We start from the raw sequence: 22,651 nt of genomic DNA, 5'->3' as shown, positions 1-22,651 counted from the left end.
ACCCGCACAAGGCATTGGGGTATTGCTCGCCTCGTGAGTTCTTAAACCGTCAAACAGAAACCTGATCCTGTCCGGTTTTTAAGGGGCAACTCCACTCTACCCGTTGGACAAGCTCGTCGAGTTGCTCGGGCGAGATTGGCGTCCAGTCTGGCTCCGGGCCTTCCTCTTCGACGACTCTGAACGACCTGGCAACGAGTTCCGAGGTCAGATGCAAGGTCGCTGGCGATCGTGTTTTGACGGAAGATGGTCTAGGCATTTGGTAAACCTGTCCTAAGATGTTCGCGGCCGAGTTCACCGGTGGCGTTTGGAGCGGCTGCTGCCTTATGAGGCGGGCGGCACGTCGACCACCGCGCGGAACGTGATCTCCACGATCTGTTCAGGGAATGCCAGCGCGCCCACTCCGATCAGGTTGCTTGCTACCGGCGGCGTATCTGTACCGTACATCTCCTTGCGGACCTTGGCTCCGGCTGCGAACGCGCTCGGGATGTCGAGAACAAAAAGTGTCTCTTCCACAACGTCATTGAGAGAGGCGCCGAATTCGGCGAGCAGCTTCCTGGCATTGACGTAAGTCTGACGGATCTGGTCTTCCATCTGCGTGAAGTCGGCTGGCCGGCCTCCGGCGTCAAGGGTGGCGGGCGCCACGAGCTTTCCATCGCCATCGTGGCTGAGCTGTCCCGAGATATAGATCGTGTCCTTGATCTGGACAGCCTGCGCATATCCGAAAGCCTGCTCCCAGGCCACGCCGTGGTTTACGATTTTCCTGACAGATTCGGTCGTCGACATGATTAGTTTCCAATCGTGAAGTAGCGCTTTCCGCGCGTATGGGTATCTGAATTTGGGAGACGGCGGGTATGGGGGAACGACAAGTTCCCGCGATGTGGTCAGGACCGGATGAAGGCCAGCAGATCGGCGTTCAGCACGTCGGCATTGACGGTGAGCATGCCATGCGAGAAGCCGGGATAGGTCTTCAGTGTGCCGTTTTTCAGCAGCTTCACCGATTTCAGGGCGGAGTCGGCGATCGGAACGATCTGGTCGTCTTCACCGTGCAGAACAAGCGTCGGAACGCTGATATTCTTCAGGTCCTCGGTCTGGTCGGTTTCCGAGAAGGCCTTGATGCCGTCGTAATGGGCTTTTGCACCACCCATCATGCCCTGACGCCACCAGTTCTGGATCACGCCTTCATGCACGGTCGCACCATCGCGGTTGAAACCATAGAACGGGCCGGCTGGCACATCGCGGAAGAACTGCGCACGGTTTGCGGCAAGGGCTGAGCGGAAGCCGTCAAAAACCTCTATCGGCAGGCCTTCCGGATTGGCCTCGGTCTTGACCATGATCGGCGGTACGGCGGAAACGAGAACCGCCTTGGCGACACGGCCGGCCGGCTCGCCATGCTTGGCGACATAACGGGCAACTTCGCCGCCGCCGGTGGAATGGCCGATATGGACGGCATTCTCCAGATCGAGCGCTTCGACGACGGCAAAGGCGTCGGCGGCGTAGTGGTCCATGTCGTGACCATCGGCAACCTGGGCGGAACGGCCATGACCACGGCGGTCATGGGCGACAACACGAAACCCCTTGGAGACGAAGAACAGCATCTGCGCATCCCAGTCATCGGACGAGAGCGGCCAGCCATGGTGGAAAACGATCGGCTGGGCATCCTTCGGGCCCCAGTCCTTGTAGAAAATCTCGGTGCCGTCCCTGGTTGTTACAGTACTCATGGTCTTGGTTCCTTCGGTGGCGGTAGTGGCGGAATCACTCTTGGCTGCGAAGCCGAAAACGGGATACATCGCTGTAATGGCAACGGCCGTACCTGCGGTCAGCAACATGTTCCGGCGTGTGACAGATGTGATATTCGTGGTCATCTCGCGTCCTACGATTTCGTTCTGAAAACTTCAGCCGACGCTGTGTTCGTCTGACAGACGCGATATTGACGTGAGAGCCGCCCATCAACAATTGATTGAATAGTGTCGAGTTTATTTCACAATTTGCAACAATGCTCGCAAACCTGAATGCGCAGTCTCATTCGCATTGAGGAATATGATATCGGGGCTGCGGAATTTGGGTAATGCGCTTACCTCTGCCGATGGCCCCGGGAACAGGCAGATGCGAAGTCTCTTCGTCGCCGTTTTACGGGAGCACGATATATCCTTTATCAAGCTTGGAGGCTCAACAAAAAATGGCCGGTTGCACCACCGCGATCAGAAAATGACTGGAGTTTGCCTGGGCCCACGGACGACAGTGCGAAGCGAAAGACAGATTTTGTCCGCGCACAGAATTGAGAACTCTTGAATATAGCCGGAGAGGACACCGCGCGATGCAAGCGTGTTGTCACGGCGGCCGACGGATCAACGACAAGGGAGGAAACGAAGCAACCGTCTGCCGTCATCACTCTTCAGTGTGCCGGACGGATTGATCCGGGTTAATTCAACCGGGCTGCCGCCCAAGGCACTCATGAATCTGAGAGACTACAGCGGCACCTTCGCCCACGGCGGCGGCGGCACGCTTGGTGGACCCTGCCCTGACGTCACCAATCGCAAACACGTTTTGAAGACTCGTCTCGAGCGGAAGAACGGATGTGCGCACAGAAGAAGCTCTCCCCGTCAGAATGAATCCTTTGTCGTCGACGTCCACACCGGAGCGTAACCATGACGTGTTCGGATCAGCGCCAATGAACAGGAAAAGATGCCGGACCCTGAAGGTTCGCTCACCACCGGATTGACGGTGACGCATCACGGCCCCGCTCAGACCAGTCGAGCGGTCTCCCTCAAGGCCAACAATCTCGCTGTCGACATGGATTTCGACATTGGACAGCGCCCCGATACGGTCAATAAGATAGCTGGACATCGTATCTTTGAGGGGTCTTCGGACAACAACATGGAGCCGCCGGACCTTGGGAGCAAGGAAGACAATCGCCTGCCCCGCCGAGTTCCCCCCTCCGACGAGTACGACCTCTTCACCTTCGCATAGTTTTGCCTCGATAGGAGACGCCCAATAGGAGACACCGGACCCTTCGAATTCGGCGAGATTTGCCAACTGCGGGCGGCGATAACGCGCCCCGCACGCGATCACCACGGTTCGCGCATCGACGCTCCGTTCGCCATCGAGACCCAGCCGCAATATCGAACCGGTTCCCCATGATGATTGAACAACCCGCAGGTCAATAACGGGGATGGGCAAAGCAACCTCGACCCCGAATTTTATCGCCTGGTTGAAGGCACGCGCCGCAAGATCTTGCCCGGAAATCCCCGCAGGGAAGCCAAGGTAGTTTTCGATCCGTGCGGACGCTCCCGCCTGGCCGCCTGCGGATCGTTCGTCAATCGCCAGGACACTCAAACCTTCGGAGGCCGCGTAGACGGCGGCCGCCAGGCCGGCCGGGCCGGCGCCGATGATCGCAACGTCATAGACGGCACCGGAAACAATCTCCTGTGCGACGCCCAGACAAACTGCGGCCTCGTTGTCTGTCGGATTCTTCAGAATGGCTCCGCCGGGGCACACCATCAGTGGCAGTTCTTCTCTCAAGATACCCAGTCGATGGACAAGATCGCGGCCTTGTCCGTCGGCGTCAGCGTCAAGCGCGACATACGGATATCCGCTTCGCGCCAGAAAGCCTTGAAGGCGGATAAGGTCAGCACTGCCCGGTTGACCTACCAGTACAGAACCGGCACCGCCCTGATCTACCAGGGCGACGCGCCGAAGTATAAACGCGCGCATCACGATCTCTCCGATGTCGGCGGTGCCGATGATCAGAGCTCTAAGATGCGGGGCGTCGAATGAAACGGCCATGCATCCCTCCGCACCGGCACGCCCACTCGCCAGGGATGGCCTGCCCGACAGCTGGCTGACCTCTCCGGAAAATTGACCCGTCGTATGTCGGGTCACGGGAACGCTGGATGACAGGCCGTCTTGGCGCAAAACCTCAATCGATCCTTCGAGCACCAGCCAGGCGGGTGCGTGCCTCTCGCCGACATTGAAAATCATCTCGCCGGGCAGAAAGTACCGCGGTTCGTCATCAGCGAAACGTCTTGCCGTCGCAATCTGTTGCGGATCGAGTGCAGGAAACATCTGGTGTTCACGTGAGCCTGCGGCGGTCATACCTTTTCCAATCTCAGTAGTAGCGGGGAATCGGGCCGCGTTGGGGCGTCTGGTCGGGCAGGTCCACGAATACCTCATCGATATAGCACCAGCCCCAACCTTCAGGAGGATCGTAACCTTCTATGATGGGATGGCCGGTCTCGTGAAAGTGCAACGTCGCGTGCTTGCCGACCGATTGATCACAGCAGCCGACGTGGCCGCATTGACGGCAGATCCGCAAGTGGAACCACTCCATGTTCTCCTTGAGGCACTCCTCGCAACCGAGCGTCCTCGGAGTGACGGACCGGACTGTGACATTGTGGTTGCATCCGCTCATGCTCGCTCTCCATCATCATACCAATGAGAGTATCCCAGTTGTTGAGAACGCTTTTCTCGTCCTTCAACGCGCTGCGACGGGGATCCGGGTTCAATGCAAAGCTGCGCGATGCAATCGATCGCTCATTGGGCCAGCCGTTGCTCATCGATGAAGAGGTTATGCCCCGCTGAGCGGGAGTGCGATACCAGACTATGGTGTAGGTGGCTGATGGTCTGATCAGCGTACCGGAGCGAAAGGCTGGCTCCATCGGCGTCCACGGGGCCACTCCCGTTGTCGCCATCTTTCCTCATCGACAGCCGATGTTCGCGACTTTGCAAATACGACCGCGCCAAAGCCGCACCCCGGCGGCAAGGAGTTCGCGCTTCTAAGCCGGACTGGCATTGTCTCCTCTCTGATTAAACCGCGCAATGTTGCTGGAGAAGTATACGACTGTTCGCCTTGAGGGTAGCGCCGGCGTTATAAGTTTCTGGCAAACACTTATAACCTTGACACGCGTCCGTGTCGTTATAAGTTTTTGGCAAATCCTTATAACTGCATTTCCGGGCACGAGAGGAAATAATGCTGAGAGAGATTGATATCAGCTACCGCACAATGTTTGCGGAGTTGACCCAACGAACGCTCGACGCCCAATTTGTGGCGGACTTTCCCTTAGAGGGATGGTTCGTGACTGTAACCGTCAAAGATCGCGACTACTGGTATTTCGATCTCCCGACTCCTGAAGGCAAGGACAAACGAAGATATGTCGGCCCGCACTCCGACGAGGCGATTACAGCACGGGTGAAGGCCCACAAGGAGATCAAGGACAACATTCGGGAGCGCAGACGCATGGTCAGCACTCTGCGTCGTTCCGGCCTGCCCGGACCAGACCCGTTTGCGGGCGCTGTCACGCGGGCCTTGGCCGATGCTGGATTGTTCCGGTTGCGCGCTGTTCTTATCGGGTCGGTGGCATTCAGCACCTATGCCGGGATGCTCGGCGTTCGCCTGCCATCGGCGGTTATGCAGACAGGCGACGCTGATTTCGCGCAGGACTTCGCCATTTCGGCCGAGGTAAAAGACAGCCTGCCGCCAATCCTGGAGGTTCTTCAATCAGTCGATCCCGATTTTCGAGCAGTGCCGCACCAGGCGGACCGGGCCAAAATCGTAGCCTTCCAGAATGCCAGGGGCTACCGCGTTGAGTTCCTGACTGGAAATCGGGGATCGGAGGAATACACAGGCAAGCCGTCGCCTATGCCTGCACTCGGTGGCGCTTCGGCGGAAAACCTGCGATTCCTTGATTACCTGATCTACGAGCCCGTCCGCACGGTGCTTCTCTTCCGCGAAGGCGTGAACGTACTTGTCCCAGCCCCGGAGAGGTACGCTGTCCACAAGCTGATCATATCGTCTCGAAGGCGATCGGACGCTCTTGGACGCCTGAAGGCAGACAAAGACCTCTCACAGGCCGCCTTGCTCTTCCAAGCCTTGGTGGAGACGCGCCATAATGACGAACTGGCCGATGCATGGGAGGAAGCGTGGGATCGGGGAGACGCCTGGAAAGAGGGCATAGTCAGCGGCCTTCGGAGACTACCCAAGAGCGGAGTGAAAGCCCTCGAAAATACGCTCGGGCCCGAGATGCTACAAAGCGTGCTGCAAAGGTAAAGATCGGCAAGCCGTAGGACTGCGCGTCGATGTTTTCTTCTGGACGTGATGGCGTCACCTTATCGCCCAGTTTTAATTGACTCGGTCTTCGGGTTGTCGTGCCTAAAGCGTCGTGTGCTTCGGACGCCATCGGTTCTTGTCACCGCCGAAGTAATAGTGGCCGTAATGCCGTTCGGGTTTTTCCTAAACGCGCCCATGTCGGAGGGGGAAGGGTATCTGGAATGACGCTCTTCCCTGTAGACGGGTTGGAAATGCGCTCGCTTCGGCCGGTCTGGCGCAATCTACTGTCCACCCATCGGGCCGTCGCTGTCGCCGCCTTGCTCACGGTCGCCAGGCTGGCCGATCGGCACGGGGGGCGCACCTTCGTCATTGTTGGTGATGATATCCTCGTCCTTGGCTCTCGGCCGCCATGTTGAGCCGCGTGTGGCTTTCGGGTCGTCCGGCCGGCCTACGGCATTCGGGTTCAAATCTCTCATGATGGTCTCCTTTCCCAACGCGAACCCTCAAGGCGCGCGGATGTTCCGGTGCTCGAAACTCAAATCGAGGCGGTTGCATTTGGGCATCAGAAGGAGGGCGCTATGCCAGACTATAAGGTAAAGCCGTACACCGTCGAGGAACTTCAACAGGAATACTCGGTCAGCCTGCCTCAGGCGGTGGAGGTGCTGGATCGTTTCGGCGGAGACCGGCGGACGATCAAAAAGCTTATGAAACGGTGTCCCGTTCGCGGTGATGAGCACTAGGAATATGACAAGCATGAGTTGCTCCTACCCGGCACGCCCCTAATCTCTTGCTCGTGCGTCATCCGGAAGCGCCCGTTGCACGGCTGGCATCTCTCAATCAATACCAGGTTCTGCAAGACAGGGACTGCAAAGCGCCTGTCATCCGTCGGCGCTTTCGTTCCGCTTAAGTGACATTCCGTAGATAGTGACATGAACGTCAACGAGACGTTTCATGTGATCGATGTCCGTCGCCGCGTAGCGAAGGCCACGAAGGCCATAGGTGAGCGTCGCCGCAAACTCAGCCCGTGAAACGGGGAGCGTCCAGTTCGGGACGTGCTCTTCCAAAATCCGAACCAGAAACTGTTGAAACCGCTCGTAGACCTCCCGAACCGCCGGAAACCGGAAATCAAAAAGGTCTGCGGCGTCAGGATGGGCTGAAGCCAGCTCCACCCCGTGGAGGCCCCAAACGGTACAGGCATGCAACAATTTCCCATCAACAGACTCAATCCGGTCGACCGCCTGCTGGATCTTTGCGAGGGATCTCGCGTCCATCATCTCAATGACGCGGCTGAAAATCGCCTCTTTGTCCGGGAACAGGAGATAAAGCGCGGGGCGGGAGATACCTGCGGCTCTTGCTATGTCGCCCATCGTTGTGCGCGCGAAGCCGTAGCGCACAAAAACATCCTCGGCCGCGACAGCAACCTTCTCTTCCCGGTCTGAAAATCTTTCCATTCCCGATTCTTGACATAATAACAAAAACTGTCAATCTCTGACATATGAACGAATTTTGTCAGAAAGTCACACCATGGATCTTTATACCCTCTCGCCCCAAATCCTGTCAGACGCGGCTGAACGGCTCGGCGGCAACCCCGTCGTGATGATAAATCTTCTCCGCTTCCGCGAAAGTCCTCACTATCCGGGCGGGTTCGTGGATATGAAAGAGACGTCACGGGCAGCATATTACGAAGGCTATGCTGGCGTGTTCCAGGAGATCGCATCAAAACTCGGGATTATTTCCGAACGACTTTACGTCGGATCCAGAGCCATGACGTTAGTCTCGACCGAGGACGAACAGTGGGACGACATCGTGATGATACGCTACGACAGCTTTTCGGACCTGCTTTCAATCATCAGGCATCCGGACTACCTTTTGCGTGCCGAGCCCCACCGTCAGGCCGCAATCGCGAACTGGCGGTTCATTGCAAGCCAATGAACACCGCAACTCGGTGGCCGCGAGCATTCTGCCGACGTTCCCATAGCCAATTTGCCATGATCGGCCAGTCAAAGCGCACAGCCCTGATTATTGTAGTGCACCGCGATGGTCGCTCAGGCGGGCGCCCGTAGAGTGCATCGTCGTTCGAATGATGCCCTGGATCAAGGTATATGCAGCAAACGACAGCGCACGGGCTACTTCGTTCGCATGCCGGGTTCAACGTGGACGCGACGCAAGCTGCGACATGTCTAAAGCGGTTTCGGGAACAGCAGGCCGGCGCCGACGTTGTCAGGCTTAACCCGCGAGATCGCGCTGTGGAGCGCTTAAGACCGGTTTTGCTGAACCTTGCAATCGGAGAAAGCTGACGATGAAATTCAATCTCGAGCGCTTTGTGACGGCGCAGCAAAACATTTACGAGGTGGCCCTCAGCGAATTGCAGGCGGGACTGAAGCGCTCACACTGGATGTGGTTTATCTTTCCGCAACTGCGTGGCCTTGGCCGTTCGGAAACTGCGCGCTTTTACGCGATCTCGGGTCGTGCGGAAGCGGAGGCGTATTTGACGCATCCTATGCTTGGACCACGCCTCGTCGAATGTACGACCGCCATGCTGCAGCACACCGATTTGAGCGCGCATGACATTCTCGGATCCCCGGATGATCTCAAATTTCGATCCAGCATGACGTTGTTCGGAGCTGTTGCTGAACGGGATTTACCTTTCCAAGCCGCACTGGACATGTTTTACGCAGGAGGCCGTGATGAGAGCACGCTTCGGCTGCTGTAGTAGAAATAACGCTCGCCGACGCTGCCGGCATATTGGATGTAGCACGAGCCGGCGAAGGTCGTCATGACCAGTCGGGCAGACTTTGACCGCCGTTGAGGTTCATTGTTCCGGACCTTCGCTACCGATGTCCGATCGCTTATTCCACGTTGGGCATGCAGTCACGCGCAAATTTCGGCAGCGGGCTCCCCTGGTGGCATCGTTCGAGAATGCGCTTGGCTTTATAAAGAGCAAACGGTGCCGGTAGCGCACTCGTTCTTTGCGCATCGATCATCTTCTCTAGCTGCAGGATAGCCCGTTCCAACGGGTTAGCTGTAGTTCGTATGGATCGCCGGAAATATTGAGCATGACCCGAGTTGATTGACATCATGTCACCTCATCGGTTGTTGTTATGGCCGGATACATTATGACAAAGACGACATATGCGCGGCGTGGAATTCGACAATGCGCCTTGTGGTAAATGAAGTTTGCAGTCGTTCCGATTTGAAGCTCCGTCTGATTTCGCTGTCAGTTCCCGAGGGTAGAATGCCGCAGAAGAGATGGAGGGGCACTTGTTCCTCGCTGGGCAGGGGAAGTGGCTGTGATGGTTTTCTCAGACCTAAGGAATGAGTTCAGCCACATTCTCCATCCACGTCGACGTCCGCCTGGCGCCGTAGTCAATGCGGTATTCCGACACGCGAGTGATCATTGGTCTTCATCCCGCTTTGATCACGGGTCCGGAATCCCGCTGCTGCTCGTTGGCGCCGTTTTTGAGTCAGCGCCGGGCTCTGTGGGCGATCTTTTTGGCGCGATTGCCGCAGGTGCCCATGTCGCACCAGCGCCTTGAAGCGTTCTTTGTCCGGTCGATAAACAGCCAGTGACAATCGTCGGGTGGGCATTGCTTCAGCCGGGAGATTTCGTCGCCCCGAAGCAGGTCGAGCGCGGACCACGCGATGGTGCCGGTCACGTGATAGATGCCCTCAAAATGCCATGTGTACGGCGTTCCGGAAAGCGAAGCCTGGCGCAGAGCCAGCGCAGCAACGTCGCGTATGACGTCCAGATCCAGCCGAGACGGATCGAGATCGTTAGCTATCGCCGATCCCGCGGCACCGATTGCCTTGCGAAGCGCGTGCACCTGCTGGAGCAGTATCTCTTGCTCCTGCGGCGATACGACGAAGTCGCCGCCGACCAGGCCGACTTCCTTCGACCATGCCACAACGTCATCGAAGCTTGCCAAATGGTCGACTTCCCGGCTCGTGTTGCGCCAACTGATGGTGTTGGCGAGATCAAGAGCGAGATTGCCGGAGACGCGGTTGGGCAGTGACATCATCGTCGCTTTCTTTCCCTGGTCAGCGTGATTGCGCTGGAATGCCCGCCGTTGCCGATGCTCCGGAGGTGGGACCATCTGGAGACCGGACTTGCTGCGACCGGGCGATCCCGATTGTCTTGCCGCGCTCCAACCCGAGGCAGAGGTCGTTCTCGGCTCAACGAAGGCCCGGATCATTCACCAGAATGCGATGCAGCTCGATGCGCTCGGGCAGTTCGATCAGGAACTCGGCGTCGCGATCGAGATGATGAACCTTGACAGGATCGCCCTTTGTAAAGGCGGTCATCGTCTCGATGTCCGGCCAGTAGGAGATAGTCGTGAACCACGTTTCCTCGTCCCGATCCTCCCGAAAAAGCTGGACGCCGAGGGCGATTTCCTCAAGCGGAGGAATGCCCTCGGCTCGCAAATAGGGCTCGTAGCTGTCCGCGACCTCGCGGCGCGTACGGCCGCGCCAGATGCGTGCAATTGTGGGCTTCGTAACCATGCATGTCTCCTCTCGTTGCGGGCTACATTCAAAGGCGCGATCATCGGAACGTCCGGGCCAGGAAATCGCGGACGAGCGGCAACGCCTGTTCGAGATGGGTTTCCAGCAGCCAATGCCCGGCCTCGCTGAGAATGTGCAACTCTGCGTCCGGGAGATCGCGCCGGTAAGCTTGCGCCGACGCCTCGGGCATATAGGCGTCCTGCGAGCCCCACACCACCAGGGTCGGAGGGCGGTGCTCACGCAGATAGCCTTGATAGCGAGGGAACCAGTCGAGGTTTTCCTCCAGCTTTTCCATCAGGCGGACTGCCACCATTTTGCGTGTCGGCGTATCCATAAGCGGCCAATGGAGCTTCCAAAGGTCGGGCGGGACGAGGCTTGCCACTTCTCCAGAGACTTCACCGACGAACTCCTCGCGAAATCCGTCTTCACTTACGGCCTCCTCAAGAGGGCGGTGCTTCTCGGGCGACTTGTCGGCCCACCACGCTTTGATCGTCCCGTATTTAGGGCCGAGCACGTCTTCGTAGATATCACCGTTCTGGATGATCAGCGCGGCGATCCGCTCCGGGTGGGCTATGGCGTGCCGCAGACCAATCTGCGATCCATAGTCGTGGAGCCAGAGGGCGTAGCGCTCCAGTCGGAGCGCCTCAGCGACGTTGTTGAGAACCTCGGCGTAAGCGTCGAAGTCATATCCGAACTCGGCGGGATCGGGGGTGTCACTGTAGCCAAAACCCGGCCAATCGAAAGCTACCGTGCGCCACTGATCGGCTAGTGCCGGCATCAGCCTGCGGTACTGATAGGACGAACACGGGTATCCGTGGGGCAGGAGCAGAACGGGCGCCTCAATCGGCCCCGCTTCCCGAAAGAACAGGGAGTGCGTTCCAATGGTCATCCGCCGGTGGGTTATATTGCATCTGTTCACGCGTTCGCTCCTGACAGCTTCTCCATCTCCCGGAACCATCATAACTCGTTTAGCCGGTTCCGGTTCCGTCGTCGTGACGCACCGGTGTTCGGCCCAGCGCGACGGGGCGGACCTATCAAGACCACGGCTCCCCACGCACGCTTCTCCAGATCAGACGACCATTCAGTCTCGATTTCAGAATGGGAGCATGAAAGACGCAGCAGAATGGGAGCCGGTGGAGCCAGTTTCTGACTTACTTGCCGTCCGCCACAGAAGCAGCAAACCTGGCCAAATCCTTATTGAACCGCGACGCTTCTTCAAGAAATGGCGCATGACCCGAGTTGTCGTAAATCTCTGACTTGATCGAGCCGTTGAACGACTTCGCGCGTTCTATACTCGGCTGCGGCCGTACCAGATTATCCTTGCCCCCATAGATCAACAGAACCGGCTTTTTTGCCTTCGCCAGTCCTTCTTTTGCCTGGACTGTCATCGAGGGGACTATTCGCGTCATCAGCCATGATGCCACCGCTGCATTGGACAGCAGCCGTTCAAACGTCGCGTTTTCTGGCCGCGTTGCAAAGCAGAGGGCCAGGAAGGTCCGCACCATGTCGAGATGCGTCCGCAGGTCCTCTGAGGCCAGTCCTGCATAGACCTCCGGATGCGGCGTGATGAGATCGGGTTTGAGTTCGATGACACCGTCGACGTAAAGGAGGCCACCAATCCCGGCGTCGCCATGGTTGGCAAGATAGTTCGACAGCACCACACCCCCAAGAGACCAGCCCACGAGCACCGGGTTCGTCGCTCCGCTTCCCCGAAGGACTGCATCGAGATCGTCTGCCCAGCGGTCGCCATCCTTGTAGGCGTCAGCGTCATCCGGCTTTGCCGACAGTCCATGTCCTCTCAGATCAAAGGTGATCAGCCTAAACATCTGCAGGTCTGGATCGGCCGTCTGGCTGTCCCAATTGATGCGGCTGCCAAGCAGACCGTGAACGAATACAATTGGCTGACCTTGGGGATTTCCGGTTTCTTCGACGGCGATTGTAACGCCATCGGAGGATGTGACGGTATATTGCTTTTCGGCAGCCGCAGCGGCCGATGCCCCCGTAAACAAGATCACCGCAGCAAATATTCCCGTTGCGGCTCGGATGAAACGTCCTGACATAAAATCTCCAGTGGTATTGCGCGAGAATTGGCTATTTTTAGTGATCGATACAAACTAACCACTTGATTTTCTCTGTCAAGCGGTCTTTAGTGATCACTATGAATAAGCAGATCAAACGCCGGCGCGGCGGACCGAGGACCTTCAATCGTGACGAGGCGGTCGACATCGCCATGCATCTGTTTTGGCGGCATGGCTACGAAGGTGTGTCGCTCAACGATCTGACGACCGCGATTGGAATCGCACCACCAAGCCTCTATGCCGCGTTTGGGAGCAAAGCAGGGCTTTATCGGGAGGCCCTTGATCACTATTCGGGAATTCCCGGGGCTTTGTTCAACCTTGAAGGCGCATCAACATTGGAGGACACCGTGTCGGCGATCCTGCGCCAAGGGGCCGACGCCGTGACGGACCCTGCAGGTGAACGAGGATGCATGGTGTCCGGCGGCATGCTGCAATGCGCCGAAGAACATGCCGCGCTTGCGCGAGTGTTGTCCGAGGGCCGAGATATGATGAGACAAACAATTGCTCAGGCGCTTGGTCGTTGGCTCAACTCAGATCGCGCGCGCTCCCTCGCCCGCTTTTTGGTCGTCGTGCTTCAGGGCATGTCCGTCCAGGCCCGGGACGGCGCGACGCGCGAGGAACTGGAAGACGTCGTGCAGGACGCACTGCTCGTGTCTCTCACGGCGCGCAAGACCGGAACGAAATAACAATAAAATTTCTGATTGTTCGACACTGTTTCAAGAATAGCAGGCCCTGCGTCAAGACAATTGCACCCGACGATGATGAGCCTGTGAACAAGTGGATTGCCGGAGCACTCTCCTAACCGCGCAAGTCATTTTAACAACAAAACCAACGCTCGAGTGGACAGAGACACACCGCTTTCTATAACTCATAATTTCGCGAAAAATGAGCTATTGCATGCCGGTCTATCGCTCAGCGCCATATCTGTAACTCCGCGACAGTAAGCGGTGCGTCACGAGGTTGATCGCATAGCAAGAGGTTGGGGCTCAGTCCACCGGCCTCCCCCTTGGTCCATCACGCGACAAACCAATAATGTCGAAGAAGCGCTGATCGTTTCCCAGGAGGCTTGGTGGGCGGCAACTGGATTTTTAACTGGACATCCGGAAGATGAAATCTCTTCGATCCTCTGAGCTCCGCGATTTTTTCAAGCCCGCGCAATGCACGCTGTCACGGCTTGCACTTTAATATTTGCCGGACGGGAACCGTTATCGACGCCGCCGGTTTTGCCCCGCTCAATCCTGACGGGGGAACCATGCGGTCAAAGCAACACAATCGCTCCAATGTCACAAAATCACCGGCTTGGGGCGTACGACGCTCTCCATCGGGGGGTGTCACTTTTCGAACCTGGGCGCCTGGGCAAAATGAATTATACCTCGACGACGGCACGGCTTTACGATGCATGGCACGCGACGAGCACGGGTGGTTCGAGATCACATGTCCAGACGCTGTGGCAGGAACCGAATATTGCTTTGTCCTGACTGACGGACAACGGGTGCCCGACCCCGCTTCGCGGGCGCAGAAGGACGATGTCAATGGACCATCGCTCGTCACCGATCCGGATCGCTACATTTGGCGAAATATCAGCTGGAAGGGACGTCCGTGGGAGGAGACAGTAATTTACGAGATGCACGTCGGAACCTTCACGCCGGAGGGGACGTTCGAGGCCGCGGTTGGGAAACTCCCTCATCTTGCGCAGCTCGGAATTACCATGATTGAGGTTATGCCGGTTTCCCACTTCGGCGGCAACCACGGCTGGGGCTACGATGGCACTCTGCTTTATGCTCCCCACGCCGCATATGGCAGGCCGGATGATTTCAAAGCCTTTATCGATGAAGCGCATGGTTTTGGCATATCCGTCGTGCTCGACATCGTTCTTAATCATTTCGGACCGCAGGGGAACTACCTCCCCCTGCTGGCTCCGGGTTTCTTCGACAAGGATCGAAAAACCCCTTGGGGCGATGGGATAGCCTATGACGTCGACGCCGTGAGGCGATACATTGCCGATGCCCCTCTTTATTGGCTGCACGAATTCAAGCTTGATGGCCTTCGATTTGACGCGATTGACCAGATTGAGGACAATTCCGCAAAACACATTTTGGTGGAGATAGCTGAACGCATTCGGCGCGAGATCACCGATCGTGCTATTCACCTTACGACCGAGGACAGTCGCAACATCATCTCCCTGCATGAGAGAGCCACAGACGGAAGTATTCCTCTGTTCACCGCAGAATGGAATGATGACTTCCACAATGCGGTTCATGCGCTTGTGACAGGGGAAAGCGACGCTTACTATCAGGATTTCGCGGCGGCACCTGAAAAGCTTGTGGCCCGGGCGCTCGCGGAAGGCTTCGCCTACCAAGGTGAAACTTCACCCCAAACCGGCAGACCACGTGGCGTCAGAAGCGACGGCCAACCGAGCTCCGCATTTGTGGATTTCATCCAGAACCACGACCAGGTGGGCAACCGGGCCCACGGGGAACGGCTGATTACACTTGTAGGCAGCGATCGCGCCAAGGTTCTGATGGCTCTACTTCTACTTTCGCCACACATTCCTCTTCTGTTCATGGGAGAAGAATTCGGCGAGTCCAACCCGTTCCTGTTCTTTACCGATTTCCGTGATGATCTCGCAAACACAGTCCGCGAGGGTCGAAGAAGCGAGTTTGACGGCCATTCCGGTTACAAAAGCGAGACTGTTCCCGACCCCAACGATCGCACCACGTTCGAGACGTCAAAACTGGATTGGAGCAAGGCCCAATCCGAGGCGGGGGAAGATTGGTTAACGCTCTCGGGCAAGCTGCTTTTACTGAGACGGATAAAGATCGTGCCTCTTCTTCGAGGAGATAATGGCCGCACTGGCAGAGTTGTGGAGGCAGGCGACGGATGTATTGCGGTCACCTGGACGTTTTCTGCCGGCGCGCTTTCGATCGCCGTCAATCTTGGCGATGAAACAAGACCGCTGCCGGATCAGCCCGGAGACGCGATTTTCGCATGGCCAGAAGAGCAAGCCGCCCTGCCAAAAAACTCAATCTTGGTTCGCCTCGCCACGGAAGCAGTATAATGACAATTCCCACAGCAACCTATCGGCTACAATTCCGCAACGGTATGACCTTTGATCGCGCAGCTGCGCTTGCACCCTATTGGAGGCGGCTCGGCATCAGCCATCTTTATGCATCGCCGATCTTCACCGCAGCACCGGGCTCGACCCATGGCTATGACGTGACCAATCCGAACGAAATCGATCCAGCGATCGGCGGCCGTGATGGCTTTGACCGGATGGTCGCCGCACTCAAAAATGAAGGTCTTGGGCTCATTCTGGACATCGTGCCGAACCACATGGCCGCATCGCTCGATAATCCGTGGTGGTATGATGTCATCAAGAATGGGATTCATAGCCCCTACGCTCGCATTTTCGACATCGACTGGTCACGCCGCCTGACATTGCCATTCCTGGGGGAATCCTTTGAACACGAGTTACAGGCCGGCAACATTTCGATTACCGCCGATCCAATAACCGGAAAGCCGGCTTTCGCCTATCATGACAGCTACTACCCTATCGCGCCGGAGACGCGTGAAGATCGGTTGCCTGCCACCAGCCACTCTCTCAACAAAACCGAGATTGCAGCGCTTCATGACCGTCAGCCCTATCAGCTGACGTCCTGGCGCACGGCCCGCCACAACCTCTCCTATCGCCGGTTTTTTGAAATCACCGGCCTGGTAGGAGTTCGCGTAGAGGATGATGCCGTCTTCGACGCCACGCATCAACTTATACTTGAACTCGTGCGTAGTGGCGCTGTCGACGGCTTGCGAATTGACCACGTGGATGGGCTGGCCGATCCGAAAGCCTATCTCGACCGACTTCGGCTGAAGGTTGGGCAGGACTGCTACCTTATCGTGGAAAAAATCCTGGCAGACGGCGAGCATCTTCCGAACGACTGGCCTGTCTCCGGCACAACCGGATATGAATTCATTGCCGCACTTTCGAACGTCCTTGTCGACAGCGGTAAACTAGAGATGCTGCGTGGAGCCTATGATGCTTTCTGCGGTCAAAAAACCGACTTGCACGGCGAGGTTCGTGCTGCAAAGCTCCTGATGATAAATCACAATTTCGAGGGCGAATTTTCGACCTTATTACAGCTGGCGATGACAGTGGCGCAGAAGGAAGGTAAGGATCTCAGCCTTTCCGACCTCGAAACAGCATTTCGAGAGCTTCTCGTCGCCTTTCCGGTCTACCGAACCTATGGAACACGCGGGCGACTTTCTGGCGAGGACGAGGCGCTGCTCGGCGCGATTGCCGATAGTGCCCGTGTTCATCTAACTGCACCCGGCGAGACAGCGCTCGCTTTCATAATCAGCATTCTCAAAGGATCCGTTTGTGATGCGGCGGCTTTCCTTGCGGGTGAATTCCGCGTCCGTTTCCAGCAACTGACTGGGCCGTTGATGGCAAAGTCGATCGAAGACACACTTTTTTTCCGCCAGCACATGGCACTCGCGCTCAATGAGGTGGGGGCGGATCCGCTGCCACGCCCGTTTTCTCTTTGGCGATTTCACGAGGCGATGGCGGATCGCCTCAAGCGCCAACCGGACGGATTGTCGAGCACTTCGACCCACGACACCAAACGCGGAGAAGACGCGCGCGCGCGGCTGTCGACGCTCAGTGAAGCACCTGAAATCTGGGCGGCCAATGTTGCGCGATGGTGCGACACCAACCGAACCGTGATCGCGGAACTGGATGATGGTCCTGCGCCGGAGCCCTCGGTGCAGTGGATGCTTTACCAGGCTCTTGTCGGCGTGTGGCCTGCCGAGCCCGGGGTACCGACAGGACCGGAGTTGGACGCACTAGAGGCGAGGTTTCTTGTTTACGTCGAAAAATCTCTGCGTGAAGCCAAGTTGCGAACCAACTGGGGCGACAATAACGACGCCTATGAAAGAGCCGTACTCGCCTATGCGTCACATCTCTTTGCGCCGGAGAACAGCGTCTTTCTGAAAGACTTTGTCCATTCCATCCAGCCATTCGTTCTGGCGGGCCTGCGCAATTCCCTCAGCCAGACGATCATCAAGCTGACGGCGCCTGGCGTCCCGGATATATATCAGGGCAGCGAGAGCCTTGATCTCAGCCTCGTTGATCCAGACAACCGTCGAGCGCCCTTCGAGCAATTTTACTCACGTCTTGAGGAGAGCGCGGCTATCGATTTTAGCTGTGAAGATGAGATGCGCAACGGGGTGACCAAACAACGCGTCATTTGTCGCATATTGGAGTTGCGGCGCCGTCACCCTGACCTGTTCCGCAGGGGCAACTATGCGCCCCTTTTTGATGGATCTCCATCAATAGTGTCGTATGCGAGGACCCGCAGCAACCAGGCCGTTATCGTCATGATCCCACGCCTCGGTCTGCAACAACTCCTCGGAAACGAGCAAATCAAGGCAAATGATCTAGCAATGCGCGATAGCTTGCCGTCCACCTTGCGCGGCGTTTACACGGATGTCTTGTCCGGAAGCACATACCACGCCGGTGAGATTGAAGGCTTGCGCTTTGTTGAACATCCGTTCTTTGTGTTTTACCGACAAAACACAGCGTAGCGCCGAGGGCCTTGCGCAATCCAACCTGTTCGGCTACCGCAACCCGTTGTGAGAATACGTGCCGGCGTCGGCGATGAAGCGCTTGTCCGGTTGAATGAGCCTAACGTCTGACGCCTACTGCCGCATGTTCCGGGCATGGAGCGCGCCCACACCTGCGATTGGTCTGGGGCAAAGCGGCAATCATTCCGGCAGCTAACCACCGCGACAGGCTTGCGCGCTTCTCAACATTGTCGTGATGATGATCGGATGCCCGCACATCGCATAATCCGGGCGCATGCGCAGATGGAGCCTCAGAATCAAGAATTTCGCACCCGAGGACGAGGCTCTCTGTCAGCGAAGCATGACCGCCGGGCTATTGTTAAAATGAAAGTCCCGCACGAGAGGAATGGCCACTTGCTCGATCACGGCCACGCCGGAATGTGCCCTTGCCACTAGCCAGCGTGAACCACAACACGCGTTTCGGTCGACCACCCCCCGGGGCGCCGTTGGCCCCACGCGTCGCGGACCGCGATCGCCCCTACAGCTCGCCCACGGTCAAGCGCAAGCGACTAGCCTGGGTGATTATAATTAGCTCTATCGGTTATCCTCGAGCCTTCTTTCGGGGAGAAATTTGCTCTACCTCCCCTTGAAGACGGCCCGAAAGATAATGTTTCGTCCTTTTGACGCTGCACAATCTGCGCTTCCTGAGCCGCCTGCAAGAACATGTCGCGAGCCCAGTCTGCGCCTTGACGTCCAGCGAGTGCGGCACGGCAAGCGCTCCTTGCACGTACGTAAGCGGGGCCTCTTTTGTCCGGCCATTCATCCAATAGGAAAATGAGAGCATCAAATGGGCCGTAGACGGTTTGTCGCCCACCTTCTGTGCTTAAAATCGTTACGGGGCTAACCCATCGGGAATTATTCATCAACGTGTTCCTCCAATTCACGTCTAACTGTCGGCTGCACTCCCTGTTCCTCAGTGAGACTGAATTATTGCACTCTGACCCGATGCCCTTTCGAGGATAACGGAACCAAAGGTCTTGCTGCCGGTCGATCCAGATCATCCTTAGACTTGCGGTGCAGCAGATGGCGAAAGCTCCTGACGACATTCTTGATCTCGACGAGGACCGGTAGGCGTTGCTCGGCCGCAGCGACCTCACCGTCTGAGCGTTGCTTCAGCGCCTCATCCGACAGGCGGTTTTTGTCCCATCTGCTTGCTTTCCAAATTTCCAGGAACATTGGCCCTGGTCTGTGGTTCGTCGTGGCACCAACCTCATGAACTGACAGGACGCATTATGGCGGATGTATTTTGGCTGGTTGTTGTCGGTGGAGGCCCATGTTGCTGGGTGCCGTGGTCGTTTATGTCCTGATGCGTCAGCGCAGGTTATCCGCCAAGGAGCAACAAGAACAAGCTCGCAAGGTTCATAAGCTTTACGACGGAAAGTAACCGGAAGCGGAGACTGATATGAACTATAGAACCATATGGCCCTTGGTAGGGGCCGCGGCTGTGGCTCTGGCGATGATCGTGGTCGTCTACTTCGTCAGGACAACTCCGGATACAGCACCGTCAAATTCACCAGACAGGGGGCAGACGGAAGACCAAGCACCTGCGGGGCCTGCTGACAGGAATGCGCTGCCGGGCAGCCAGAAAACGACGCCCTGACCACAATAGTCATTGAGGGAGAGTTTAACATGAAGCCATTCCATGCCTGCTGCGCCGCTCTATGTCTTTCGATGTTAATGCCCGCTTTCTCGAACGCGCAATCACCCGCGGACTTCACTGCCGAGGCGGCTTCCTTCAATCAGTTTGAGGTGGAGGCGAGCAGGCTGGCGCTTAAAAGCGCGCAGGATGACGCGACGAATATGTTCGCTAATGACATCAAGCGCTCGTCGATCTCGCCGATGCTGCTAAAAAGGATGGTACCTCGGTCCCGGCTGACCTGAGCGCCGAATATGCCGAGAAGATGAGAGCTTTAGAAACCGTTCCACAAAGTGAGTTTGACCAGGCTTACCTCTCGACGCAGGTTTCGGTCCTTAAAAATGCGAAGACGATATTCGAAGCCTTCATCAAAACCGGAATTGCAGGCTCGCTACGTGCATACGCTGAAAATCAGCGTGGCACCCTGCGGACCTATAGTGTCCGTGTTCAGGGCCTGACAAACCCGTGAGTCGCCCAGGAGGGCCCAGTTGAGCATACTATGAAATGAGAAGCACTTGAAATGGAAGAAGAATGTCCGCTGGCAGCTGATGGAACATCGCGGGGACCAGTCGATATAATCGGAGATGATTATAAATGCGCGGCCGAACCAGCCGCAAAGGCGCTCATGAAAACCGTTGGTGCAAGCACCCGGACTGTGAGAACTGGGACGGTTTTTGGTTGCTAAATTAGGGGCGAGAAACCTGTGTGCCGCTGGGACCTCTACCAGCACAAGGCGCCTCCTACGTTTCCGCCGTACGTTGGCCGGTGGCTTACCCGATGTCCGTTTCAACGAAGTCATTGCCTTTGTACAAGAGCTCAAGGCGCATTGACTTGGCAGCGGCATACGAGAAGCAGTCCCCGAGGTTTAACTGTGCCTTATGGCCAGCTAGCTTCCCGAACGTTGCCATCGCTTCCAGCGCTCCTTCCCCTATCCTCGCATCGATCATCACGTCGCGGGCTCCGATCAGATCAATGAATTCGGCAACCAGTGAGCGGGCAGTTGCAAACAGTTCTCGACGATTGACGGTTTTGCCCTTTTTTCCATCAATCTCTGTTTTTACCATCGCTGCGACGGCTTCAAACCGGACCATTGGCGAAACGTAGTATTTTCCCCCGGATCGATCGAGGCGCTTAACCAGCTCCTCGTAGCCGGGCTCCTCTTTCAATATGGCCACTATCACAGAAGCATCGACAAACGTCATTCACCATCCTCCCAAAGAGCATCCATAACGTTCTTCATATCGACACCGGCGATGGGCGTGGGAAACTCCGTTCTGGCCTTTGCCTGTAATGTAGAAAGGCGGATTCTGAGGGGGACTGCACTCCTTACTCGTTCTAATTCGTTAGCTAGAGCAATCTTCACTGCATCTGCCTTGGTTTTTGTTTTGAGGGCTCGGTGAAGTTCGGTGGCGAGACCATCAACGGCCTCATCACGGACAAACAATGCCATGACACGTTCCTCTCAGATATCTTAAATAGATTTCTCAGATATCTTGGTTGAATATCCTAATTTGTCAAGGGTCGATGGCTGCCACCCTTCTACGCTCAAACGGGGCGCAGCGAAGATATCGCAGGCTATTTGCTCGCGGGCCTTACGCTGATGGTGGTCATAGCCGGACTCGCTGTATCGGCGTTAATCAGCCGCTTTCCGGATCGGCGGGGACCGCTGGCCGCCGCTCTTTTCGTCATCCGCGGGGGTCTGACCTGCCTGATCACCAGGCCACTGGCTCTTCCCGCAATAATCCTACTTGGACTGGGGATCGGCGCACTGTTTCCCCCACGCCGATGATCCGAAGAGTGCCGGCCACCTTATGGCTTTCGTTCAGGGAGGCGGTCACATCATCGCAAGCATCATGCCGTTTGCGGCAGGCTGGCTGCGCGGACGTTCAGACGATTTGCCAATATCTGGGTCATGATGGCTGTCGGGATCGACGGGCAAGTATTTCAAGAGAGATCAGCTTCGCGAGTTGCAATGACCGACCGAGGTGGATCGAAATCGATATCCGACAATCCTGGCATTGAGAGCGCATCGACAAGATTGTGACTTTCGCCTGTCAGACGCTCAAACTCACGGTATGTCATCAACACATGCGAAGGTCTGCCTCGATCGGTGATGACGACAGGCCCTGCCTCAGCAGCTTTTTTCGCTCTGCCAACATCGTGATTAAGTTCGCGGCTGGTCAAGCTGGTCGTAGCCGTAGTCGCCTCCATCTAGGAACGTATCTACATAGATCCTGCTTGGGAGCGTGACCGCCCGGCACATCCGAACTACAAGGCTTTGATCAAGGCCGAGTGGTCTTTGTCGCCCAGGCCTTTTTCCAGCGCGCCATTCATCAACTGATGAACCATCGCTGTGTTGGGCAGCATAAGCTCGAGAAGACGCGCCGACTCAAGCGCGAGCGATATGTCCTTGTGATGCAAACGTATACGAAAGCCGGGCTCGAATGTTTCGTTGATCATCCTTTCGCCGTGAACCTCCAGCACGCGGGACGCGGCAAAGCCACCCATCAAGGCCCTGCGCACGATCGAGGGGTCCGCTCCGGCTTTCTTCGAAAAGCGAAGGGCTTCCGAAACGGCCTGAATATTCAGGGCGACGACAATCTGATTGGCGACCTTTGCAACCTGACCGTTTCCAACGTCACCGATCAGGGTGATGTTCTTGCCCATCTTTTCAAACAGTGGCCTTGCGCGCTCGAAAATATCCGGTTTTCCGCCGACCATGATGGTCAGCGACGCCGCTTTGGCGCCAACTTCACCGCCCGACACCGGCGCGTCGAG

Annotated in this window: 25 protein-coding genes; 10 read left to right on the top strand and 15 right to left on the bottom strand. The window is 56.9% G+C overall.

Annotation, left to right across the window (positions count from 1 at the left end; all coding sequences use genetic code 11):
- Positions 1 to 321 precede the first annotated feature (321 nt).
- The 4 genes from FHW77_RS26260 to FHW77_RS26245 all read right to left on the bottom strand — a co-directional run bounded on the left by FHW77_RS26260 (position 322) and on the right by FHW77_RS26245 (position 4,408).
- Positions 322 to 783 carry a RidA family protein gene (locus FHW77_RS26260; protein WP_006699074.1) on the bottom strand — a complete coding sequence of 154 codons (462 nt, stop codon included), beginning with the start codon at positions 781 to 783 and terminating at the stop codon, positions 322 to 324.
- Positions 784 to 881: 98 nt separating this feature from the next.
- Complete coding sequence (locus FHW77_RS26255) at positions 882 to 1,718, bottom strand: alpha/beta fold hydrolase (protein ID WP_502709250.1); 837 nt, start codon at positions 1,716 to 1,718, stop codon at positions 882 to 884.
- Between the two features lie 706 nt (positions 1,719 to 2,424).
- A complete protein-coding gene (locus FHW77_RS26250; RefSeq protein WP_182591076.1) occupies positions 2,425 to 4,092 on the bottom strand; it encodes an FAD-dependent oxidoreductase in 1,668 nt (555 codons plus the stop codon).
- A 13-nt stretch (positions 4,093 to 4,105) separates the two neighbouring features.
- Positions 4,106 to 4,408 (bottom strand): UBP-type zinc finger domain-containing protein, encoded by a 303-nt coding sequence (locus FHW77_RS26245; protein WP_006699077.1) that lies wholly within the window; start codon positions 4,406 to 4,408, stop codon positions 4,106 to 4,108.
- 558 nt (positions 4,409 to 4,966) lie between these two features.
- On the opposite strand from FHW77_RS26245, the gene FHW77_RS26240 reads away from it, so the two are divergent.
- Positions 4,967 to 6,043 carry a nucleotidyltransferase family protein gene (locus tag FHW77_RS26240; RefSeq protein WP_037094984.1) on the top strand — a complete coding sequence of 359 codons (1,077 nt, stop codon included), beginning with the start codon at positions 4,967 to 4,969 and terminating at the stop codon, positions 6,041 to 6,043.
- A gap of 281 nt (positions 6,044 to 6,324) precedes the next feature.
- Here FHW77_RS26240 and FHW77_RS26235 read toward each other — a convergent pair whose 3' ends face one another.
- Positions 6,325 to 6,519 carry a hypothetical protein gene (locus FHW77_RS26235; protein ID WP_037094987.1) on the bottom strand — a complete coding sequence of 65 codons (195 nt, stop codon included), beginning with the start codon at positions 6,517 to 6,519 and terminating at the stop codon, positions 6,325 to 6,327.
- Between the two features lie 102 nt (positions 6,520 to 6,621).
- On the opposite strand from FHW77_RS26235, the gene FHW77_RS26230 reads away from it, so the two are divergent.
- Complete coding sequence (locus tag FHW77_RS26230) at positions 6,622 to 6,783, top strand: hypothetical protein (RefSeq protein ID WP_173402667.1); 162 nt, start codon at positions 6,622 to 6,624, stop codon at positions 6,781 to 6,783.
- 138 nt (positions 6,784 to 6,921) lie between these two features.
- Here FHW77_RS26230 and FHW77_RS26225 read toward each other — a convergent pair whose 3' ends face one another.
- Entirely contained in the window at positions 6,922 to 7,494 is a 573-nt protein-coding gene (locus tag FHW77_RS26225) for a TetR/AcrR family transcriptional regulator (protein WP_006699080.1), read from the bottom strand.
- A 73-nt stretch (positions 7,495 to 7,567) separates the two neighbouring features.
- Between FHW77_RS26225 and FHW77_RS26220 the strand changes: the two genes are divergently transcribed.
- Together FHW77_RS26220 and FHW77_RS26215 are read left to right on the top strand one after the other, a co-directional pair.
- The gene (locus tag FHW77_RS26220; RefSeq protein WP_064263885.1) at positions 7,568 to 7,975 is read left to right on the top strand and encodes a hypothetical protein; all 408 of its coding nucleotides are present in this window, start codon (positions 7,568 to 7,570) and stop codon (positions 7,973 to 7,975) included.
- A 367-nt stretch (positions 7,976 to 8,342) separates the two neighbouring features.
- A complete protein-coding gene (locus FHW77_RS26215; protein WP_182591075.1) occupies positions 8,343 to 8,756 on the top strand; it encodes a DUF1810 domain-containing protein in 414 nt (137 codons plus the stop codon).
- Between the two features lie 751 nt (positions 8,757 to 9,507).
- On the opposite strand, the gene FHW77_RS26210 is transcribed toward FHW77_RS26215, so the two are convergent.
- The 4 genes from FHW77_RS26210 to FHW77_RS26195 form a co-directional block, all read right to left on the bottom strand.
- Positions 9,508 to 10,062, bottom strand: a complete 555-nt coding sequence (locus FHW77_RS26210; protein WP_182591074.1) for a CGNR zinc finger domain-containing protein — start codon at positions 10,060 to 10,062, stop codon at positions 9,508 to 9,510.
- Between the two features lie 154 nt (positions 10,063 to 10,216).
- The gene (locus FHW77_RS26205; RefSeq protein WP_064263893.1) at positions 10,217 to 10,543 is read right to left on the bottom strand and encodes a hypothetical protein; all 327 of its coding nucleotides are present in this window, start codon (positions 10,541 to 10,543) and stop codon (positions 10,217 to 10,219) included.
- 40 nt (positions 10,544 to 10,583) lie between these two features.
- Positions 10,584 to 11,501 (bottom strand): alpha/beta fold hydrolase, encoded by a 918-nt coding sequence (locus tag FHW77_RS26200; protein ID WP_502709251.1) that lies wholly within the window; start codon positions 11,499 to 11,501, stop codon positions 10,584 to 10,586.
- A 193-nt stretch (positions 11,502 to 11,694) separates the two neighbouring features.
- Positions 11,695 to 12,603: an alpha/beta fold hydrolase gene (locus FHW77_RS26195; protein WP_182591073.1), complete on the bottom strand. Its 909-nt coding sequence runs from the start codon at positions 12,601 to 12,603 to the stop codon at positions 11,695 to 11,697.
- Positions 12,604 to 12,701: 98 nt separating this feature from the next.
- Here FHW77_RS26195 and FHW77_RS26190 point away from each other — a divergent pair, with 98 nt between their 5' ends.
- The 3 genes from FHW77_RS26190 (at position 12,702) to treY (ending at position 18,198) form a co-directional block, all read left to right on the top strand.
- Positions 12,702 to 13,307, top strand: coding sequence for a TetR/AcrR family transcriptional regulator (locus FHW77_RS26190; RefSeq protein WP_064263897.1), 606 nt, complete (start codon positions 12,702 to 12,704; stop codon positions 13,305 to 13,307).
- 566 nt (positions 13,308 to 13,873) lie between these two features.
- Entirely contained in the window at positions 13,874 to 15,679 is a 1,806-nt protein-coding gene (gene treZ / locus FHW77_RS26185; protein WP_286086172.1) for a malto-oligosyltrehalose trehalohydrolase, read from the top strand.
- On the top strand, positions 15,679 to 18,198 hold the full coding sequence (treY, locus tag FHW77_RS26180) for a malto-oligosyltrehalose synthase (RefSeq protein WP_182591072.1): 2,520 nt from the start codon (positions 15,679 to 15,681) through the stop codon (positions 18,196 to 18,198). Before treZ ends, treY begins: the two co-directional genes overlap by 1 nt.
- Positions 18,199 to 18,746: 548 nt before the next feature.
- Here treY and FHW77_RS26175 read toward each other — a convergent pair.
- Positions 18,747 to 19,100, bottom strand: coding sequence for a DUF982 domain-containing protein (locus FHW77_RS26175; protein WP_077986075.1), 354 nt, complete (start codon positions 19,098 to 19,100; stop codon positions 18,747 to 18,749).
- 539 nt (positions 19,101 to 19,639) lie between these two features.
- On the opposite strand from FHW77_RS26175, the gene FHW77_RS26170 reads away from it, so the two are divergent.
- From FHW77_RS26170 to FHW77_RS26910, 3 genes are read left to right on the top strand one after another with little or no spacing between them, the layout of a single operon-like run.
- Positions 19,640 to 19,837, top strand: a complete 198-nt coding sequence (locus tag FHW77_RS26170; RefSeq protein WP_182591071.1) for a hypothetical protein — start codon at positions 19,640 to 19,642, stop codon at positions 19,835 to 19,837.
- Positions 19,838 to 19,866: 29 nt separating this feature from the next.
- Entirely contained in the window at positions 19,867 to 20,118 is a 252-nt protein-coding gene (locus tag FHW77_RS26915) for a DUF4142 domain-containing protein (protein WP_286086171.1), read from the top strand.
- The gene (locus FHW77_RS26910) at positions 20,115 to 20,342 is read left to right on the top strand and encodes a DUF4142 domain-containing protein (RefSeq protein ID WP_286086173.1); all 228 of its coding nucleotides are present in this window, start codon (positions 20,115 to 20,117) and stop codon (positions 20,340 to 20,342) included. Before FHW77_RS26915 ends, FHW77_RS26910 begins: the two co-directional genes overlap by 4 nt.
- A gap of 301 nt (positions 20,343 to 20,643) precedes the next feature.
- Here FHW77_RS26910 and FHW77_RS26160 read toward each other — a convergent pair whose 3' ends face one another.
- The 4 genes from FHW77_RS26160 to FHW77_RS26145 all read right to left on the bottom strand — a co-directional run.
- Positions 20,644 to 21,075, bottom strand: a complete 432-nt coding sequence (locus FHW77_RS26160) for a type II toxin-antitoxin system VapC family toxin (protein WP_022557647.1) — start codon at positions 21,073 to 21,075, stop codon at positions 20,644 to 20,646.
- Positions 21,072 to 21,323, bottom strand: a complete 252-nt coding sequence (locus FHW77_RS26155) for a type II toxin-antitoxin system VapB family antitoxin (RefSeq protein ID WP_022557648.1) — start codon at positions 21,321 to 21,323, stop codon at positions 21,072 to 21,074. Before FHW77_RS26155 ends, FHW77_RS26160 begins: the two co-directional genes overlap by 4 nt.
- 494 nt (positions 21,324 to 21,817) lie before the next feature.
- Positions 21,818 to 22,084: a type II toxin-antitoxin system prevent-host-death family antitoxin gene (locus FHW77_RS26150; RefSeq protein WP_022557651.1), complete on the bottom strand. Its 267-nt coding sequence runs from the start codon at positions 22,082 to 22,084 to the stop codon at positions 21,818 to 21,820.
- 57 nt (positions 22,085 to 22,141) lie between these two features.
- On the bottom strand, positions 22,142 to 22,651 hold a 510-nt coding region (locus FHW77_RS26145; RefSeq protein ID WP_182591070.1), incomplete at its 5' end, for an NAD-binding protein.

Origin of the sequence: Agrobacterium sp. RC10-4-1 (assembly GCF_014138475.1) — a bacterium.
GTDB classification, from domain to species: Bacteria; Pseudomonadota; Alphaproteobacteria; order Rhizobiales; family Rhizobiaceae; genus Agrobacterium; species Agrobacterium pusense.
The sequence above is the reverse complement of the archived record's forward strand: the minus strand, read 5'-3'. Positions and strand labels throughout refer to the sequence as shown.